This window comes from Herbaspirillum camelliae, assembly GCF_001929405.1.
GTDB classification, from domain to species: Bacteria; Pseudomonadota; Gammaproteobacteria; order Burkholderiales; family Burkholderiaceae_D; genus Herbaspirillum; species Herbaspirillum seropedicae.
The window spans coordinates 5,964,342-5,982,358 of sequence record NZ_KV880769.1 but is presented as its reverse complement, the minus strand read 5'-3'; the positions used below and the strand labels follow the sequence as shown (position 1 = coordinate 5,982,358).

Annotated in this window: 17 protein-coding genes; 14 read left to right on the top strand and 3 right to left on the bottom strand. The window is 64.4% G+C overall.

What is annotated here, in order from left to right; genetic code table 11:
* The first annotated feature begins 24 nt into the window (after positions 1 to 24).
* The 5 genes from ugpA (at position 25) to BGK68_RS26665 (ending at position 3,697) form a co-directional block, all read left to right on the top strand.
* Positions 25 to 909 carry a sn-glycerol-3-phosphate ABC transporter permease UgpA gene (ugpA, locus tag BGK68_RS26685; protein WP_013235734.1) on the top strand — a complete coding sequence of 295 codons (885 nt, stop codon included), beginning with the start codon at positions 25 to 27 and terminating at the stop codon, positions 907 to 909.
* Positions 910 to 961: 52 nt separating this feature from the next.
* On the top strand, positions 962 to 1,813 hold the full coding sequence (gene ugpE / locus BGK68_RS26680; RefSeq protein ID WP_075259560.1) for a sn-glycerol-3-phosphate ABC transporter permease UgpE: 852 nt from the start codon (positions 962 to 964) through the stop codon (positions 1,811 to 1,813).
* A 34-nt stretch (positions 1,814 to 1,847) separates the two neighbouring features.
* On the top strand, positions 1,848 to 2,942 hold the full coding sequence (locus BGK68_RS26675; protein ID WP_075259559.1) for a sn-glycerol-3-phosphate import ATP-binding protein UgpC: 1,095 nt from the start codon (positions 1,848 to 1,850) through the stop codon (positions 2,940 to 2,942).
* Positions 2,943 to 3,035: 93 nt separating this feature from the next.
* Positions 3,036 to 3,326, top strand: a complete 291-nt coding sequence (locus tag BGK68_RS26670) for a nucleotidyltransferase family protein (protein ID WP_075259558.1) — start codon at positions 3,036 to 3,038, stop codon at positions 3,324 to 3,326.
* A complete protein-coding gene (locus tag BGK68_RS26665) occupies positions 3,323 to 3,697 on the top strand; it encodes a HepT-like ribonuclease domain-containing protein (protein WP_075259557.1) in 375 nt (124 codons plus the stop codon). Before BGK68_RS26670 ends, BGK68_RS26665 begins: the two co-directional genes overlap by 4 nt.
* Before the next feature lie 40 nt (positions 3,698 to 3,737).
* On the opposite strand, the gene BGK68_RS26660 is transcribed toward BGK68_RS26665, so the two are convergent.
* The gene (locus BGK68_RS26660) at positions 3,738 to 4,685 is read right to left on the bottom strand and encodes a LysR substrate-binding domain-containing protein (RefSeq protein ID WP_075259556.1); all 948 of its coding nucleotides are present in this window, start codon (positions 4,683 to 4,685) and stop codon (positions 3,738 to 3,740) included.
* Between the two features lie 243 nt (positions 4,686 to 4,928).
* On the opposite strand from BGK68_RS26660, the gene ppk2 reads away from it, so the two are divergent.
* A complete protein-coding gene (ppk2, locus tag BGK68_RS26655) occupies positions 4,929 to 5,840 on the top strand; it encodes a polyphosphate kinase 2 (RefSeq protein ID WP_075260026.1) in 912 nt (303 codons plus the stop codon).
* Between the two features lie 126 nt (positions 5,841 to 5,966).
* Here the strand turns inward: ppk2 and BGK68_RS26650 are convergent, their stop codons facing one another.
* Complete coding sequence (locus tag BGK68_RS26650; protein ID WP_075259555.1) at positions 5,967 to 6,509, bottom strand: hypothetical protein; 543 nt, start codon at positions 6,507 to 6,509, stop codon at positions 5,967 to 5,969.
* 318 nt (positions 6,510 to 6,827) lie between these two features.
* Between BGK68_RS26650 and BGK68_RS26645 the strand changes: the two genes are divergently transcribed.
* A complete protein-coding gene (locus tag BGK68_RS26645) occupies positions 6,828 to 7,985 on the top strand; it encodes a metallophosphoesterase (RefSeq protein WP_075259554.1) in 1,158 nt (385 codons plus the stop codon).
* Here BGK68_RS26645 and BGK68_RS26640 read toward each other — a convergent pair.
* A complete protein-coding gene (locus tag BGK68_RS26640; protein WP_075259553.1) occupies positions 7,957 to 8,949 on the bottom strand; it encodes a GlxA family transcriptional regulator in 993 nt (330 codons plus the stop codon). The two genes, BGK68_RS26645 and BGK68_RS26640, sit on opposite strands and share 29 nt — an antisense overlap.
* 103 nt (positions 8,950 to 9,052) lie before the next feature.
* Between BGK68_RS26640 and BGK68_RS26635 the strand changes: the two genes are divergently transcribed.
* From BGK68_RS26635 to BGK68_RS26605, 7 genes are all read left to right on the top strand, one after another.
* The gene (locus tag BGK68_RS26635) at positions 9,053 to 10,291 is read left to right on the top strand and encodes an MFS transporter (RefSeq protein ID WP_083657909.1); all 1,239 of its coding nucleotides are present in this window, start codon (positions 9,053 to 9,055) and stop codon (positions 10,289 to 10,291) included.
* Positions 10,292 to 10,367: 76 nt separating this feature from the next.
* A complete protein-coding gene (locus tag BGK68_RS26630) occupies positions 10,368 to 10,973 on the top strand; it encodes a TetR/AcrR family transcriptional regulator (protein ID WP_013235725.1) in 606 nt (201 codons plus the stop codon).
* Between the two features lie 66 nt (positions 10,974 to 11,039).
* Positions 11,040 to 12,071: an NADP-dependent oxidoreductase gene (locus tag BGK68_RS26625; protein ID WP_075259552.1), complete on the top strand. Its 1,032-nt coding sequence runs from the start codon at positions 11,040 to 11,042 to the stop codon at positions 12,069 to 12,071.
* Positions 12,072 to 12,148: 77 nt separating this feature from the next.
* Positions 12,149 to 13,159 carry an LLM class flavin-dependent oxidoreductase gene (locus BGK68_RS26620; protein WP_075259551.1) on the top strand — a complete coding sequence of 337 codons (1,011 nt, stop codon included), beginning with the start codon at positions 12,149 to 12,151 and terminating at the stop codon, positions 13,157 to 13,159.
* 161 nt (positions 13,160 to 13,320) lie between these two features.
* Positions 13,321 to 13,866 carry a GNAT family N-acetyltransferase gene (locus BGK68_RS26615; RefSeq protein ID WP_075259550.1) on the top strand — a complete coding sequence of 182 codons (546 nt, stop codon included), beginning with the start codon at positions 13,321 to 13,323 and terminating at the stop codon, positions 13,864 to 13,866.
* A gap of 74 nt (positions 13,867 to 13,940) precedes the next feature.
* A complete protein-coding gene (locus BGK68_RS26610; RefSeq protein ID WP_075259549.1) occupies positions 13,941 to 15,524 on the top strand; it encodes a gamma-glutamyltransferase family protein in 1,584 nt (527 codons plus the stop codon).
* A 240-nt stretch (positions 15,525 to 15,764) separates the two neighbouring features.
* Positions 15,765 to 17,981: a diguanylate cyclase domain-containing protein gene (locus BGK68_RS26605; protein ID WP_075259548.1), complete on the top strand. Its 2,217-nt coding sequence runs from the start codon at positions 15,765 to 15,767 to the stop codon at positions 17,979 to 17,981.
* The last annotated feature ends 36 nt before the right edge of the window (positions 17,982 to 18,017 follow it).

Below are 18,017 nucleotides of genomic sequence, written 5' to 3'. Positions count from 1 at the left end.
AGGCGATCCCTGGCTGGAACGATCGTGGAAAAACGCGCGCGCTTCACCTCGAAGTGGTTGCCCTATCTGCTGGTGGCACCGCAGATCATCATCACTTTGCTGTTCTTCTTCTGGCCTGCGGTGCAGGCGCTGTATCAGTCGATGCTGTTGCAGGACGCCTTTGGCGGCTATTCCGAATTCGTCTGGTTCGACAACTTCAAGACCCTCTTCGGCGATCCGACCTATCTCGAATCCTTCCGCACCACGGCCATCTTCTCGGCGCTGGTGGCTTTCTTCGGACTGGCGCTGTCCTTGCTGCTGGCGGTCTTCGCTGACCGCGTGCGCCGCGGCGCTTCGATCTACAAGACCTTCCTGATCTGGCCCTATGCGGTCTCGCCGGTGGTGGTGGGGGTGCTGTGGATGTTCCTGCTCAGTCCCTCGCTGGGCATCCTCTCGCATGTGCTGAGCTGGCTGGGCCTGCCCTGGGACTACATGATCAATGGCACGCACGCCATGATCCTCATCGTCATCGCCGCCATCTGGAAGCAGATCAGCTACAACTTCCTGTTCTTCCTGGCCGGCCTGCAATCGATCCCCAAGTCGCTCATCGAAGCCGCCGCCATCGATGGGGCGGGGCCGGTCAAGCGCTTCTTCACCATCGTCTTCCCGTTGATCTCGCCGACTACCTTCTTCCTCTTCGTGGTCAACGTGGTCTATGCCTTCTTCGATACCTTCGTCATTGTCGACGCCACCACCCACGGCGGACCTGGCAAGGATACCGAGATCCTGGTCTACAAGGTCTTCTCGGATGGCTTCAAGGGCGGCGACCTGGGCGGCTCGGCGGCGCAATCGGTGGTGCTGATGGCGCTGGTGATTCTGCTGACCGTGGTGCAGTTCAAGTACGTTGAAAAGAAAGTGCAATACGCATGAAGGCCGACCACATGAACGATCTTTTCTTCTTCCCCAGTGCAGAGGTGAGCGCATGATCGAACGTCGTCCCATCCTCGATTTCCTCAGCCACGTGGTGCTGGTGCTGGGCGTGCTGATCGTGTTCTTCCCGCTCTATGTGGCTTTCGTGGCCAGCACGCAGACCGCTGAGCAATCGGCCCTGTCGCCGCTGTCGCTGGCGCCGGGCGGGGAATTCGTGAACAACTACAGTACCGTGCTCTTCAAGGGCGCAGCCGGCCAGGTCACCGCCCCGCCGGTGCTGCACATGCTGTGGGTGAGCCTGGCCACGGCGCTCATCATCGCCATCGGCAAGATCTCGATTTCCATGCTCTCGGCCTTTGCCATTGTCTACTTCCGTTTTCCCGGGCGTGGCCTGTTCTTCTGGATGATCTTCGTCACCCTGATGCTGCCGGTGGAAGTGCGCATCACACCGACCTACCAGGTGGTGTCCGACCTGGGCATGCTCAATAGCTATGCGGGCCTCAGCGTGCCGCTGATCGCCTCGGCCACGGCCACCTTCCTGTTCCGCCAGTTCTTCCTGACGGTGCCCGACGAGCTGGCCGAAGCGGCGCGCATCGATGGAGCAGGGCCGCTGCGCTTCCTCAAGGATGTGCTGTGGCCGCTGTCGCGCACCAATGTCATTGCGCTGTTCGTGATCATGTTCATCTATGGCTGGAACCAGTATCTGTGGCCGCTCATCATTGCCACCGACACCAGCATGTATCCCATCGGCATCGGCATCAAGACCCTGATTTCCGGGGGCGACTCGGCCGTCGAGTGGAACCTGGTGATGGCGACCATGATCCTGGCCATGCTCCCGCCCGGGCTGGTGGTGGTGGTGATGCAGAAATGGTTCGTCAAGGGCCTGGTCGATTCCGAGAAATAATTTATATCATTTATATAGTTAGAGACTGACAACCATGGCAGCAATCCATCTCAAGCAAGTCCGCAAGACCTATGGCGCCGGCGCCAAGGCGGTCGACGTGATCCATGGCATCGATGCCGAGATCGCCGATGGCGAATTCATCGTCATGGTCGGCCCTTCGGGCTGCGGCAAGTCCACGCTGCTGCGCATGGTGGCCGGTCTGGAGGAGATCAGCAGCGGCCAGATCGTCATCGGCGATCGCGTGGTCAATGATCTGGAACCCAAGGAGCGCGACATCGCCATGGTGTTCCAGAACTATGCGCTGTATCCGCACATGACGGTGTACCAGAACATGGCCTATGGCCTGAAGATCCAGGGACTCTCCAAGAGCGAGATAGACGCGCGCGTGCAGCGCGCCGCCGCCATCCTCGAACTGGGCGCGCTGCTGGAGCGCACGCCGCGCCAGCTCTCCGGCGGCCAGCGTCAGCGTGTAGCCATGGGGCGCGCCATCGTCCGCAAGCCCGCGGTGTTCCTCTTCGACGAACCGCTGTCGAACCTGGACGCCAAGCTACGCGTGCAGATGCGCCTGGAAATCCAGAAGCTGCATGCCAGCCTGCGCACCACCAGTCTCTACGTGACCCACGACCAGGTCGAAGCGATGACGCTGGGGCAGCGCATGATCGTGATGAACCGTGGCGTGGCCGAGCAGATCGGCACGCCCGCTGAGGTGTATGCGCGCCCGGCCACGACCTTCGTGGCCAGCTTCATCGGTTCACCCCCCATGAACCTGCTGCAGGGCAAGCTGACCGGCGATGGCGCCAGTTTCGAGGTCAGCAAGGGCAACGCGTCCGAGACCCTCCGCCTGCCCCAGCCGCTGGCCGCTGCGGCAGGCCAGGAGCGCATCCTGGGTGTGCGGCCGGAGCACCTGCTGCCCATCCTGGATGGCTCTGCGGCGCAACTGTCGCTGGAGGTGGAACTGGTCGAGGCGCTGGGCGCGGAACTGCTGGTGCATGCCCGCTGCGGCGAACAGGCCCTGGTGCTGCGTTGCCCGGCCAATGTGCAGGTCAGGACGGGGCAGCGCATCGGGGCGTCGTTCGGGGCGGGGGATGTGCATTGGTTTGATGTGAAGAGTACCAAGCGGCTGGGGTGATCCGGCCCGCATAGCTTACGGCGGCAGGGCAGGTTGCCTCTGCTCTGGTGTTCACCTATCATGAATGCCGACCTTACCGAGGGAGAACACTCCATGAAACCTTCTGAAGCGCTGGCCTCTCATCGCGCTGCCATCCGACAAGTGGTGGCGGCGCACCATGCGCGCAATGTCCGGGTATTCGGTTCAGTCGTGCATGGCGAGGACACCCCAGGTAGCGATCTCGACTTGCTCATCGATCCGACGCCAGAGACCACGCTCATGGACGTGGCAGCCATTCAAGTCGAATTGCAGCGCCTGCTGGGGGTGACGGTCGATGTGCTGACCCCGAAGGCGCTGCCCGAGGCCGCTCGCAGCCGAATCCTGGCGGAGGCCAGGCCGGTATGAACAAGGCCGGCCGCGTACCGGATTACCTCGATCACATCCTGATGGCCATCGACCGGATTGAACGCTACACGGACGAACTGGTAGAGGCGACTTTCCTTGCTAACGAGCTGGTCCAGGATGCCGTGATTCGCAATATCGAAATCATTGGCGAGGCTGCCAATAACGTCATGCGATCTGACCCTGGTTTCGCCGCGCGCTACGATCATATTCCCTGGATGGTCATGTACACGATGCGCAACCGCGTCGCGCATGGTTACGACAAGGTGGATCTCGGTATCATCTGGCAGACGATACAGCGCGATCTGCCCGAGCTGTATCGGGACGTCTTCGCGTTGAGGATGACGCTAACGGAATATCCTCGCAGCAGTTAATCCGTACGGCTGTTGTAGAACCTGCATTGTCGGATAAGGCTCAGTTAGTTTCAGCCGCTTGATCCACCAGCATCTGCACCCCATTGAGCTTGCAAGCCAACACCGCCTGATGCACCGCATCGATGGCGGCCTGACGGGTGAAGCTCTTGCGCCAGGCGATGACCACGCGACGCGATGGGGCCGGGGCGACGAAGGGGACGTAGCGCACCATGCCGTCGCGAGTATCGACGTCCGGAATGGAGGCGCGCGGCAGCACGGTCACGCCGATGCCTGACGACACCATGTGACGGATGGTTTCCAGCGAAGACCCCTCGAAGGTGCGCGCAATGCCATCGCCATTGGTGGAGAAGCGCGACATCTCGGGGCAGACTTCCAGCACCTGGTCGCGGAAGCAGTGGCCATTGCCCAGGAGCAGCATGGTCTCGCTCTTGAGTTCGCGGGCGTCGATTTCCTTGCGCTCGGCCCACTTGTGCTGGCGCGGCAGGGCGACCATGAATTCTTCATCGTACAGCGGCAGCACGTTGAGCCCATGCTCGGGGAAGGGCAGGGCCATGATGGCGGCGTCGAGTTCACCCTGGCGCAGCAGTTCGATCAGGCGCGTGGTGAAATTCTCCTGCAGGATCAGCGGCATCTGCGGCACGCGCTCTATCATGGTCTTGACCAATGACGGCAGCAGGTAGGGACCGATGGTATAGATGATGCCCAGGCGCAAGGGGCCCGAGAGCGGGTCCTTGTTCTGGTTGGCGATCTCCTTGATGGCGGCGGTCTGCTCCAGCACGCGCTCGGCCTGGGCCACGATCTGCGCGCCCAGCGGCGTGACCGACACCTCGGTGCCGCCGCGCTCGAAGATGACCACGCCCAGCTCATCTTCCAGTTTCTTGATGGCCACCGACAGCGTGGGCTGGGCGACGAAACAAGCTTCTGCTGCATGGCCGAAATGCTTTTCCCGGGCCACGGCCACGATGTATTTGAGTTCTGTAAGTGTCATGCTGTTATGCCGGAATCGTTTTTGGGACTATAGCGTATTTTCGTCCGCCAGGTTCTGTGCGGCATCATGGCGCTTTCCCGCCAGTTGGCGCAGGATGGCGGGACATGCACCTGTCGGGGCGGCCTTCGATTCCGATGTTAGCCGACTGTCATGTCTTGGTCACAATGGGCAGGTATGTTGTCACGCACTTTTCAGGCGAAGAGGAGTGCCGCGTTCGCCACTTTACTTGGATACGAGGACATGATGGATAAGGAAGAACTGGTCAAGCGCGTCCACCGTGAGCTGGCCGACAGCTATGACGAAGAAATGGAACTGGAACTGGAAGACCGCACCATAGATCCGGTCACCGGCGAATTCTCCAGCGCCCACGGCGAGGAAGAGAAGGAATATCGCCGTCTGTATTTCCGTGAGCTGTTCCGGCTGCAAGGCGAGCTGGTCAAGCTGCAGGACTGGGTGGTGCAGACCGGCCACAAGGTGGTGATCGTCTTCGAAGGGCGCGATGCGGCCGGCAAGGGGGGCGTGATCAAGCGCATCACCCAGCGCCTGAACCCGCGCGTGGCCCGCGTGGCGGCCTTGCCCGCACCCAACGACCGCGAGCGCACGCAGTGGTATTTCCAGCGCTACGTGTCGCACCTGCCGGCGGCCGGCGAGATCGTGCTGTTCGACCGCAGCTGGTACAACCGCGCCGGCGTGGAGCGCGTCATGGGCTTCTGCTCGGATGAACAGTACGAGGAGTTCTTCCGCTCCGTGCCCGAATTCGAACGCATGCTCACCCGGGCCGGCATCCAGGTCATCAAGTACTGGTTCTCCATCACCGATGAAGAGCAGCACCTGCGCTTCCTCTCGCGCATCCATGACCCGCTCAAGCAGTGGAAGCTGAGCCCCATGGACCTGGAATCGCGCCGCCGCTGGGAGGAATACACCAAGGCCAAGGAAGTGATGCTGGAACGCACCCACATCCCCGAAGCCCCCTGGTGGGTGGTGCAGGCGGTGGACAAGAAGAAGGCCCGCCTGAACTGCATCCAGCACCTGCTGCAGCAGATGCCCTATGCCGAGGTGCCGCACCCGCCGGTGCTGCTGCCGGAGCGCGAGCGCCATGAAGACTACGAGCGCCATCCGGTGCCAGACTCGATGATCGTTCCCGAGTTCTACTGAGGCCACACGCTGCCGGGGCTCACCAGCGCCCCAGGCAAAAAAAATGGCCGGAGATTTTTCTCCGGCCATTTTCGTTTGGCGTTTGACGCTTGGCGCTTGCCGTCAGGACAGGCCTGACCGCCCGGCTCAACCGAAATACTTGGAAATGACTTCGCCGAAAGCCTGTTCAGCCGACATGCCATTGAGCATGAGCTTGCTGATCTCATCGGAATGCTGGTTGATCTCATCGGGCAGCATGTGGCGGTTGGCCTTGAAGTAGGCGTACTTCTCGCTGTCCACCGCTTCGCGCGCGCGGGCGGCGGCGGTGGTCGGACGGGCCGTGCCGCCGGCGCTGCGGGCCGAGGCCGCGCGCGCCGAACGCGGGGTGCTGCGGGTGCCGCTGCCGCCGGTGGCGACGATGCGCTTGATCTGGTCCAGCGTGAAGATCGGCGTCACGTTGCCGGGGCCGAACTCGGTTTCCTCGGCGCGGTGCAGATGGTGATTGCCGTCGAAGGCCATCTTCTTGTCGAAGCTGTTGATTACTTCGTAGTGCGGCTTTTGGACCGAGCCGAACATGCTGAAGTGCACACGGTCGCCATAGGACGTCATCTGGGTGATCACGCCGTTGAGGAATTCGGCCTTGATCGCTTCCACGTTGCCATGCCAGCGCTTGGTTTTGCTTGAACTCAAAATAACTCTTCCAATGAAGCAGGCGCGTCCTGGTCCGAAACATCGGGGCAGTTGAGCTGCCAGGGGCGCGCAAATTAAAAACGGGGGGATCGAGGCAATATTATCCTCCTCTGAGCGTCTTCTTGCATGACCGATGCTGACTTTTTCTTCATTTGCCCTTGGTCTTACCGAAATTTGCTCTATTTTGGCGAGGGTTTACGGCTGTTTTCGAAGAAATTGCTTGAAAAGAGGGTAGCCTATCGCCATATATTTGCTTTATAGCAATTCCTCGTATTCTTTCGGTCCCCCCGTTTTTCCTTCCCTCGAAAAAGGCTGTCCATGCGTCGTAGCTATGTCGGAGTCGCTGTCTTCCTGGGCCTGCTGGCGGCCCTGCATGTCTGGATCGGCTGGCAACTGCTGCCGGCGCTGAGCACCCAGGCCGGCTGGATCGCCCTGGGCGTCGCCGTGCTGGCACTGTCCTTCCTGCTCATGCCCATCGCCCTGGTGGCACCCTACCTGAAGCGCCAGGGCTTGTCGGAGCGCTGGTCCGATCGCCTGTCCTGGGCCGGCATGCTGGCCATGGGCGCGTTTTCCTCGGCCTTGCTGGCTACGCTCTTGCGCGCCATCGCGCTGGCCTTGTTGCCGTGGCTGCCGCTGTCGCCCATCCAGCGCCACGAGATGATCGAGCTGACCGCCTGGCTGGCCCTGGCGCTGACCGCCGCTGCTACCGTGATCGGCTACCTCAATGCCCGTCGCACCGCCGCCGTGGTCGAGGTCAGCGTTCCCATCGCCAATCTGCCGGCGGCGCTGGAGGGCTTCAGCATCGTGCAGATCAGCGATATCCACGTCGGCCCGACCATCAAGGCTCCCTACCTGCAAGCCATCGTGGACAAGGTCAATGCCCTCTCCCCCGACGTGGTGGCCATCACCGGTGACCTGGTCGATGGCAGCGTGCGCCAGCTGGCTCCGCATACCGCGCCGCTGGCGCAACTGCGTGCGCGCCACGGCGCTTACTTCGTCACCGGCAATCACGAGTACTACTCCAACGCCCATGAGTGGATCGAGGAAGTGCGCCGCCTGGGCCTCACCGTGCTGATGAACGAACATGTGGTGCTGCGCCATGACGATGCTGGCCTGGTGCTGGCCGGCGTGACCGACTACACCGCGCATCACTTCGATCCAGCCCACCGCAGCGACCCACATGCGGCCATCGCCGATGCGCCGGACGGCCATCCGCGCATCCTGCTGGCGCACCAGCCGCGCAGCGCCCAGGCTGCCGCCGAAGCGGGATTCGATCTGCAGTTGTCAGGCCACACCCATGGCGGCCAGTTCTTCCCGTGGAATTTCTTCGTGCCGTTGCAGCAGCCCTATGTGGCAGGGCTGAAGCGGCTGCAAGGACTGTGGGTCTACGTCAGCCGCGGCACTGGCTATTGGGGCCCGCCCAAGCGCCTGCTGGCGCCTTCCGAAATCACGCTATTGCGCCTGACGGCGCGCTGAGCCTGTCCTGATCGTCTTCGGCGCGCGCCAGCCGGCGCATCGCCTGGGGCGGTTGGCCGAACAGGCGCAGGCAGGCGCGCCGCATGCGGTCGGCGTCGCCGAAGCCGGTGGCGCGGGCGATGCTCTCCAGCGTGTCCTGGGATTGCTCGATGCGCAACCGCGCCGCTTCGGCGCGCATCTGCTCGATGGCGCGCGCGGGCGTCTGGCCGGTCTCGGCGGCGAAGGCGCGGTCGAACTGGCGGCGGCTCAGGCAGGCCACCTCGGCCAGCAGGTCGACCGTGAGCGCCTGGTGCAGATGTTCACGCGCAAAACCGAGCGCGCGGCGTATGCGCTCCGATCCTCCATCCATGTCCTGCAAGGCCGAGAACTGCGATTGCCCGCCCGGGCGGCGATGATAGACCACCAGTTCGCGCGCCACCGAGCGCGCCAGTTCCACGCCGTGGTCGTCCTCGATCAAGGCCAGCGCCAGGTCGATGCCGGCCGAGATGCCCGCCGAAGTCCATACCGCGCCATCGCGTGAGTAGATCCGGTCGCTGTCCACCTTGACCGCCGGATGCATCTGTTGCAGCTTGGCGGCCATGCGCCAGTGCGTGGTGGCGCGCTTGCCATCGAGCAGGCCAGTGGCCGCCAGCACGAAGGCGCCGGTACAGATACCGGCGATGCGGCGCGAGCGCGCCGCCGCACGCAGCACGTGGCGGCGCAGCGCCGGGGAGACCAGGCCCTCGCGCGGCGCGCCGCCGCCGGCCACGATCAGGGTATCGAAGCTGGTGCGGCCAATGCGTTCGGTATGGATCAGCGCACCGGCGGAGCTGCGGATCATGCCGCCGGGTTCGGAGTACAGCGTGAGCCGGTACAGGGTCTTGCCCGCGAGCCGGTTGGCCGCGTCGAAGGCCGACAGCGGACCGGTGAAGTCCAGCATGCTGCAGTCGGCGAAGATGAGGAAGGCGGTCTCGCGCAGGGGCATGGTGCAGAAAACGTCAAATGGCCTGAATTGCTGGAATTATGACATTCAAGCCATCCCGCTGCACAGCACACTGCACGGCATGTCCCCCCCTCCGGAGTCCGCCATGCAAGTTGCCGCCCCTGTCCTCCCGCTCTCGTCGTCCTCGCCCCACCGCTGGAAAGTCCTGGCCGCCGGCGTGGCCGCCAATGCCAGCTTCTCGGCGGTGTTCTCGGGCATCCCGGTGACCTCGGTCGTCTTGCGCAGCGATTACCGGCTCAGCAATACCCAGCTGGGACTGGCGCTGGGTCTGCTCAGTCTGGGCGTGGCCCTGGGCGAGCTGCCCTGGGGTGTGCTCACGGACCGCTGGGGCGACCGCAAGGTCTTGCTGGCCGGCCTGCTGGGCGCCAGCGCCGCACTTGGCTTGTTGATGCTGTACGCCTTGCCTGGCCAGGGCGCGGCCAGCTTCGCCTGGTTATGTGCGGGCCTGATGCTGGCCGGTCTCCTGGGCGGCAGCGTCAACGGCGCCAGCGGACGCGCCATCATGGGCTGGTTTGGCGAAGGCGAGCGCGGGCTGGCCATGAGCATACGCCAGACCGCCGTGCCGCTGGGCGGCGGCCTGGGCGCATTGCTGCTGCCTACGCTGGCCGCGCATGCCGGCTTCGGTGCGGTCTTTGCGGCGCTGATGGCGGCTTGCCTGGCCAGCGTGGGCCTGGTCTTGCGCTGGTTGCGCGAAGCCCCGGTCACGCCTGCACACGTAGCAGCGTCGGTCGCCGCCGCCAGCACCGCCTTGCGCAGCAAGCTGGTTTGGCGCCTGGCCCTGGGGATAGGCTTGCTGTGCGCGCCGCAGGTGGCGCTCTTGAGCTTTGGCGGCATCTTCCTGCAGGAAAGCGCACAGGCCAGTGTGCTGGCCATCAGCGTGCTGCTGACCCTGGTCCAGCTGGGCGCGGCGGCAGCCCGTATCGCCAGCGGGCGCTGGACCGACCGGCGCGGCCAGCGGCGCGATTACCTGCGCGGCTGTGCGTTGGCCAGCGCCGCGCTGTTCGGCCTGCTGGGCGTGCTGGCGCTGTCGGGCCAGGCCAGTCGGCTGGCCTGGCTGGCGCCGCTGCTGGTGGTGGCCGGCGTGGTGGTGTCGGCCTGGCATGGCGTGGCCTATACCGAGCTGGCCGTCGTGGCCGGGGCAGGGCAGGTGGGCACTGCGCTGGGGCTGGGCAATAGCTGCGTGTTCCTGGTCTTCTTCCTGGCCGCCCAGGCGATTCCGCCCTTGCTGCACTGGCAGGGATGGCCGGCGGTCTGGCTTGCTACCGCGCTGGCAGCGTTGCTGGTGTGGCCCTTGTTTCCGCCCGTGGATCGCGCCAGGCTTTGATGGCGGGCGCAGGGCAGCGGAGGTGAAAAAGACCGGTCTTAGACGACCGGTCTAATTTTTCGTTAGAATAGTCGCCATGCGAGAACATTACGGCGAAAACAAACGCAACATCCTCATGGCCGGGCGCGCCTTGATCGCCCAGAAAGGCTACTCCAGCGTCGGCCTGTCCGAGATCCTGGCGGCGGCGGCCATTCCCAAGGGATCGTTCTATCACTACTTCGGTTCCAAGGAGCAATACGGACGCGAGCTCATCGAGCACTACGTGGCCGGCTACCTGGAGTCGCTGGAGCGTGTGCTGGGCGACCCCGCCCATGGCGCCAGCGCCCGCGAGCGCCTGCTGACCTACTGGGGCTACTGGCTGGAAAGCCAGTGCTGCCAGGAACTGGAGCAACGCTGCCTGGTGGTCAAGCTCTCCGCCGAGGTGGCCGACCTCTCCGAGGATATGCGCCAGGCCCTGCACCAGGGCACCCAGGCCTTCATCGAACGCATCGCCGCCTGCATCGCCCAAGGGATAGCAGAAGGCTCCCTGCATACCGTGCTGCATCCGCTGGCCACGGCCACCATGCTGTACCAGCAATGGCTGGGCGCGAGCCTGCTGTCGCGCCTGAGCCGCGACCGCGCTCCGATGGAGGCGGCCATGCTGGTCACCCGTCGGGTGCTGGTGCTGCCTGAGGCCGGATGAGGCTGGCTGAGCTTGGCTGAGCCGCGCCTACATCTTCCGACGAACTTCAACAGGAAAGGATTTCCCATGACAAAGACGACTGCCCAGACCAACCGCCGCATCGTGCTGGCCTCGCGCCCCACCGGCGCGCCCACGGCCGACAATTTCCGCCTCGAAGAAGTGGCCATTCCGGCGCTGGAAGAAGGGCAACTGCTGCTGCGCGGCCAGTGGCTGTCGCTGGACCCCTACATGCGCGGCCGCATGAGCGATGCGCCATCCTACGCACCGCCGGTGGAGATCGGCGGCGTCATGACCGGCGGCGTGGTCTCGCGGGTGCAAGCCTCGCGCCATCCTGAATTCAAGGAAGGCGACCTGGTGATGGCCTACACCGGCTGGCAGGAATACGCCGTCTCCGATGGCACGGGCGTCAACAAGCTGCCCGCCGGCTTCGCCCATCCCTCGCATGCGCTGGGCGTGCTGGGCATGCCCGGCTATACCGCCTATGCCGGCCTGATCGACATCGGCCAGCCGCGCCCTGGTGAAACAGTCGTCGTGGCTGCGGCCACCGGCGCGGTGGGGTCCCTGGTCGGCCAGATCGCCAAGCTGCGCGGCTGCCACGTAGTGGGTATTGCCGGTGGCGCGCAGAAGTGCGAAGCGGCGGTCAAGGAGCTGGGATTCGACGCCTGCATCGATCACCGTGCTGCCGACTTCCCCGAACAACTGAAGGCCGCCTGTCCGCGCGGCATCGATGTGTATTTCGAGAACGTCGGCGGCGCCGTGCTCGACGCCGTCTTCCCGCTGTTGAACATCCACGCCCGCGTGCCGGTGTGCGGCCTCATCGCGCACTACAACGGCGGCACGCTGGCCACCGACAGCGCCGCGATCCTGCGCCGCACGCTGACCCAGCGCATGCGCGTGCAGGGGTTCATCATCTTCGACTACTACGTCAACCGTCCCGACCTGCACGCCGCCTTCCAGCAGGAAGTGGGCAACTGGCTCAAGCAAGGCAAGCTGCACTATCGCGAAGACGTGGTGCAAGGGCTGGAGAATGCGCCCGAGGCCTTCATGGGTCTGCTGCAAGGCAAGAACTTCGGCAAGCTGGTGGTCAAGCTGGACTGAACGCCTGCCGCCTTCCGGGCCACCATCCCGGCAACCCGGCGCGGCGGTGATCCTGCCGCGCCCACAAGGACCCACTCATGATCCCGTTTTCCGTCCTCGATCTATCCCCGATCAACCAGGGCAGCACCGCCGCCCAGGCCTTCAACAACAGCAAGGAACTGGCGCAGCGCGCCGAAGCGCTCGGCTACCACCGCTACTGGCTGGCCGAGCATCACAACATGCCCGGCATCGCTAGCGCTGCCACCGCCCTGGTGATTTCGCATGTGGCCGCCAACACGCGCAGCATTCGCGTCGGTTCCGGCGGCATCATGCTGCCCAATCATTCGCCGCTGGTCATTGCCGAGCAGTTCGGCACGCTGGAGTCGCTCTATCCCGGCCGCATCGACCTGGGCCTGGGACGCGCTCCCGGGTCGGACCAGCGCACCGCGCGCGCCCTGCGCCGTCACATGGGCGGCGATACCGCCGACACCTTCCCCCAGGACGTGCAGGAACTGCAAGACTACTTTGACGATCCGGCCGATTACCAGACCCTGCGCGCCGTCCCCGGCGCCGGCCTGAAGGTGCCGATCTGGCTCCTGGGTTCCAGCATGTTCAGCGCCCAACTGGCTGCCGAACTGGGCCTGCCGTTTGCCTTCGCCTCGCACTTCGCACCGGGTTTCATGAAGTCGGCGGTGCAGATCTATCGTGAACGTTTCAAGCCCTCGGCCGCGCTCAAGAAGCCCTATGTGATGCTGGCCCTGAACGTCTTCGCCGCCGATACCCAGCGCGAGGCCGAGCGCCTGTTCACCTCGCTGCAGCAGCAGTTCATGAACCTGATCCGTGGCACGCCCGGCCAGTTGCGCCCGCCCGTGGACGATATCGACGCCTTGTGGCAGCCGGGCGAGCAGGCGCATGTGGCGCGTTCGCTGGCCTGCGCGGTGGTGGGGGATCGCCAGGCCGTCCAGGATGGGCTGCAAGCCTTCATGGACGAGCATGCGCCCGACGAGCTGATCATCACGGCGCAGATCTTCGATCACGCCGCGCGGCTGCATTCCTTCGAGATCGCCGCCGAAGCGCGCCAGGCCTTGCGCGAGCCGGTCACGATCTGAGGCCCGTCGCGCAGCCGCCACGCTGCCGTAGCAGCGTGGCGGCTGCGTCTTTTCTGCATCCAATCCCCATCAAGCGCCCACCTTATTCCCATCATTGGCGTCGATAATGACAGGCTCTGGTCCGCGCATGAGGCGCGGACAGCATCAACAGGAGCCTAAGTTTGGACGCACCGCACCACCCCGATCTCGTCACCCTGGAGCGCTTGCAGGAAAGCGACCTCGCCGAATTTGCCCGCGCCCTGCAAGAGGCCTTCACCGCAGGCGCGCAGGAAGCCTTTGGCCAGCCGCAAGACGAACTGATTCCCAGCCTGGAGGATGTCTACGCTTCCTGCCAGGCCGCCAATGCGGTTAGCTATCGCCTGCTGCGGCAAGGACAGCCGGTCGGCGGCGCGGTCCTGATCATCGACGACCAGAGCGGACACAACAGCCTGGACTTCTTTTTCATCTCCCCGCAGGCGCACGGGCGGGGCCTGGGCACGCAGGCCTGGCAGGCCATCGAGCGGGCCTATCCGCAGACGCGGGTCTGGGAGACCCACACCCCTTACTTCGAGAAACGCAACATCCATTTCTACCTCAACAAGTGCGGCTTCAAGATCGTGGAGTTCTATCACCACCAGCACCCCGGGCCGCATCGGGAAGAGCAGTCCGGCCCAGAGATGCTCGATGAGATGTTCCGTTTCGAAAAGCGCATGGATTGCCACGACTGAGCCGTTTTCCCGATACAGGTATCATCCAGGCCTTCGCAGCACAATAAAAATCACAAGAGCATCGGGAGGCAAGCATGTTGTACAGCAAGACCTGTCTGGGCGGGATGGTCAGCGCCCCGCATCACCTGGCCGCGCAGGCCGGCGCGCAGATATTGCGCCAGGGCGGCAATGCGGTGGAGGCCATGGTCGCCGCCGCTGCCACCATCGCGGTGGTCTATCCCCACATGAACGGCATCGGCGGCGACGGCTTCTGGCTCATCAGCGAGCCGGGCCGCGCACCGGTGGCCATCCGCGCCTGCGGACCTGCGGCGGCGCTGGCGAGCAAGGCCTTCTATGCCGAGCATGGCTACAAGGCCATGCCCACCCGCGGTCCGCATGCCGCCTTGACGGTGGCGGGCGCGGTCGCTGGCTGGGCCGCGGCGCTCGAGCACGCCCAGCGTTTTTCAAGCGGCTTGCCGCTGCCGGTGTTGCTGGCCGATGCCATCGACCATGCGCAGGTGGGCGTACCTGTCACCCGCTCGCAGCACGAACTCACGCGCGATAAATGGAGCGAGCTGAAAGACCAGCCAGGATTTGCCGCCACCTATGCCGCCGACGGCGTCCCGCTGCCGGGCAAGGTGCTGAAACAGTCAGCGCTGGCGGCCAGCCTGGCGCGCCTGGCCGAGGCCGGACTGGATGACTTCTATCGCGGCGACCTGGCGCAATCCCTTGCTGCTGGCCTGCAAGCGGCCGGCAGCCCGTTGCGCCGCAGCGATCTGGAAGCCTTCCGTGCGCAAGTGGTGCAGCCGCTGATGGTGCAGTTAAGGTCAGGTCGCGTCTACAACCTGCCGCCGCCGACACAGGGCGTCTCGGCGCTGATGATCATTGGCCTGTTCGACCGGCTCGGCATCACCCAGGCTGACGGCTTCGCGCATCTCCACGGTCTGGTGGAAGCCACCAAGCGCGCCTTCATCCTGCGCAACCAGCACGTCACCGATCCGGCCCACATGCGCGTGGATGCGGCGCAGTGGCTCCAGGCCGAAGCGCTGGACCAGGAAGTGCGCCACATCGACATGCAGCGCGCCGCACCCTGGCCACATCCGGCCCGCCCGGGCGACACCATCTGGATGGGCGCAGCCGATGCCCAGGGCCGGGTGGTCAGCTACATCCAGAGCATCTTCTGGGAATTCGGCAGCGGCGTAGTCGTGCCGCACACCGGCATCGTCTGGCAGAACCGCGGCGCCAGCTTCACCCTTGACGAGGGCGTCAACCAGCTGCAACCGGGCAAGCTGCCCTTCCATACGCTGAACCCCTCGCTGGCGCGGCTGGACGATGGCCGCACCCTGGCCTTCGGCACCATGGGCGGCGAAGGGCAGCCGCAGACCCAGGCCGCGGTCTTCACCCGTCACGTGCTGTTCGGCCAGAACCTGCAGGCCGCCGTCAGCGCGCCGCGTTGGCTGCTGGGGCGCACCTGGGGCGATGTCTCCACCAACCTCAAGGTCGAAGGCCGCATCCCCGAAGCGACGGTCCAGGCCTTGCGCCGCGCCGGGCATGAGGTGCAGGTGGTAGACGATTACACCGACATGATGGGCCATGCCGGTGCGGTCTGCGTGCATCCCGACGGCCTCATCGAGGGCGCGGCCGATCCGCGTGCCGACGGCGTCTGCGCCGGTCTTTGATCCTCCAGGCGGAGCGTTGTCTTTTTGCATTTCCCGCTCCGCGGGAAAAATGTCGGTATCCCTTTGTGCTGGCCGCTCCAGACATTTTGCGCGCTGATACCGGAGCAGAGGAGGGGTGATTTTTGCTTCTTGGTAAAAATTTCTCGTACTTTTTCTGGAAATGCGATGAAAAACCATAGGTGTTCTGGCAAGATGCCGAAATACCTAGAACGCATTTCATAAATAGGCGTGAGATGCGCGATGCGGTTCACAGGGGAGCCGTCATGCATTCAGCCGTATTGCTGCAGTTCGTACCAAGCGTATCAATTGAATAAGAAAAAAGCCCCATCTCCGCCTAACCTGTCGTCATTGATCACGCTGGGGGTGGTTGTCACCGTGCTCGTCACGACCGTGTCGGTGCTGATCCTGGTGGATCAGTTCACCCGCGGTTACGCGCGTTCGGAAGTGGAGACGCGCCTCAAGCAACTGGCCTGGCAGATGCAGGATGCGCTCGAGCGCGGCATGGCCGAGCGCGAGATCGATATTCGCCTGCTGGTGTCGCGCCCCTCCATCCGTCAGGCCCAGGACCCGGCGCGCATTCGTGGGGTGATCGAGGAGTTGCAGCGCAACGTGCCGCACTATGCCTGGATCGGCATGGCCAAGCCCGACGGCACCGTGCTGGCGGCCACCAAGGGCCTGCTCGAAGGCATGAGCGTGGCCGAGCGGCCATGGTTCCAGCAAGGCCAGCAGACCGAGTACGCCGCCGACTACCATCCGGCCTTGCTGCTGGAAAAGAAGCTGCCGCCCCAGTCCGACCCCTGGCGCTTTGTCGATATCTCCATGCCGGTGCTGAACATGCAAGGCCAGATGATCGGCGTGATGGGCATGCACCTGTCCTGGGGCTGGGCGCGCGAGATCGCCTCCAAGCTGCTCAATCCCACCAGCAGCCGTTATGACGTGGACGTGCTCATCGTGCGTTCCGATGGCACCGTCATCCTCGGTCCCAAGGACATGGAAGAGACCAAGATCGATACGGCCAGCTTCCGCGCCGCGCAGCAGTCCAGCACAGGCGGCTCGATCATCGAGACCTGGCCGGATGGCCGCCGCTATGTCATCGGCTATGCGCGCACCGGGCTGGGTGGCGAGATGAAACTGAAGTGGACCGTCATCGTGCGCCAGCCCGAAACGGTGGCCCTGGAAGCCTTCCGTGACCTGGAGCGGCGCGTCATCCTCGTGGGCGCAATGGCCGGCGCGGTGCTGGTCTTGCTGGCCTTTGCGCTGACCCGTCGTCTGGTGGCCCCCATCAATGCCTTGTCGGCGGCGCTGGAGCAGCGCGCTGCCGGTCTGCAGGAAGTCGAGATTCCACTGGTGACCAGCGTGCGCGAGCTGCAATTGCTGTCTTCCGCCCTGGGCACCATGGTCGAACGCGAAGAGCGCTACCTGCGCGAGATGCGTTCGCTCAACGAGAGCCTGGAAGAGCGCGTGGTCGAACGCACCAGCCGCCTGCACGAGACCGCGACCGCCCTGCAGCAGGCCCTGGACCAGCAGCAGACCAACCAGATCCAGCTGGAAGAAAGCGCCGCCGAGCTGCGCGCCATCCTGGAAAACGCCCAGGACGCCTTCATCGCCGCCGACGAACACGGTCACATCGTGGAATGGAACCGCCAGGCCGAGCTCTTGCTGGGCTGGCCGCGCGATACCGTCATGGGACGCAGCATGGCCGAGCTGATCATCCCCTCCGACATGCGGGCGGCGCACAACCACGGCATGGCGCAGTTCCTCAAGGACGGCACCAGCGTGGTCATCAACAACCGCATCGAACTGCAGGCCCTGCATCGCGATGGTCATGAGTTGCCCGTCGAGATCACGGTGGGCCATGTCAAGCGCCAGAGCGGCCATCTGTTCATCGCCTTCCTGCACGACATCACCGAGCGCCTGGCCTTCCGCGACCAGATGCGCGAGCTGGCGCTCACCGACGTGCTGACCAGCCTGCCCAACCGCCGCGCCTTCAGCGACCGCCTGCCCGAAGGCATGATGCGCGCGCGCCGCGCACACCAGTTGCTGGCCCTGTTCTTCATGGACCTAGATGGTTTCAAGGGCATCAATGACCGCTATGGCCATGAGGCTGGCGATGAACTGCTGGTGGAGTTTGCGCGCCGGCTGCAAGCCTCGGTGCGCGATGTCGATACGGTGGCGCGCCTGGCTGGCGACGAATTCGTGGTGATCCTGGAAAACCTCCAGAGCCAGCAGGACGCCATCATGGTGGCCGAGAAGATCCTGCATGCCATCCGCGAACCCTTCGAGCTGACCCATTCCACTGTCCACATCTCCAGCAGCATTGGCGTGGCCGTCTACCAGCCCGACCTGGACGGCGAGGTCGGCCCGGAAGAACTGCTCTCTATGGCCGACAAGGCCATGTACGCCGCCAAGCGCCTGGGCAAGAACCGCATCGAACTGGGGCGTGTCGGCGATTTCTGATTTGCCCGGCGTGTCGCTGCTGCTCACAACGCCGTC

Excerpts from the sequence above, each read along its gene's own strand:
- BGK68_RS26625 (WP_075259552.1), top strand. The coding sequence starts at position 11,040 with ATGACAAAGACGACTGCCCAGACCAACCGCCGCATCGTGCTGGCCTCG.
- BGK68_RS26665 (WP_075259557.1), top strand. The coding sequence starts at position 3,323 with ATGAACAAGGCCGGCCGCGTACCGGATTACCTCGATCACATCCTGATG.
- BGK68_RS26610 (WP_075259549.1), top strand. The coding sequence starts at position 13,941 with ATGTTGTACAGCAAGACCTGTCTGGGCGGGATGGTCAGCGCCCCGCAT.
- BGK68_RS26645 (WP_075259554.1), top strand. The coding sequence starts at position 6,828 with ATGCGTCGTAGCTATGTCGGAGTCGCTGTCTTCCTGGGCCTGCTGGCG.
- BGK68_RS26640 (WP_075259553.1), bottom strand. The coding sequence starts at position 8,949 with ATGCCCCTGCGCGAGACCGCCTTCCTCATCTTCGCCGACTGCAGCATG.
- BGK68_RS26635 (WP_083657909.1), top strand. The coding sequence starts at position 9,053 with ATGCAAGTTGCCGCCCCTGTCCTCCCGCTCTCGTCGTCCTCGCCCCAC.
- BGK68_RS26630 (WP_013235725.1), top strand. The coding sequence starts at position 10,368 with ATGCGAGAACATTACGGCGAAAACAAACGCAACATCCTCATGGCCGGG.
- BGK68_RS26675 (WP_075259559.1), top strand. The coding sequence starts at position 1,848 with ATGGCAGCAATCCATCTCAAGCAAGTCCGCAAGACCTATGGCGCCGGC.
- BGK68_RS26670 (WP_075259558.1), top strand. The coding sequence starts at position 3,036 with ATGAAACCTTCTGAAGCGCTGGCCTCTCATCGCGCTGCCATCCGACAA.
- BGK68_RS26605 (WP_075259548.1), top strand. The coding sequence starts at position 15,765 with ATGCGGTTCACAGGGGAGCCGTCATGCATTCAGCCGTATTGCTGCAGT.
- ppk2 (WP_075260026.1), top strand. The coding sequence starts at position 4,929 with ATGGATAAGGAAGAACTGGTCAAGCGCGTCCACCGTGAGCTGGCCGAC.
- BGK68_RS26620 (WP_075259551.1), top strand. The coding sequence starts at position 12,149 with ATGATCCCGTTTTCCGTCCTCGATCTATCCCCGATCAACCAGGGCAGC.
- BGK68_RS26660 (WP_075259556.1), bottom strand. The coding sequence starts at position 4,685 with ATGACACTTACAGAACTCAAATACATCGTGGCCGTGGCCCGGGAAAAG.
- ugpE (WP_075259560.1), top strand. The coding sequence starts at position 962 with ATGATCGAACGTCGTCCCATCCTCGATTTCCTCAGCCACGTGGTGCTG.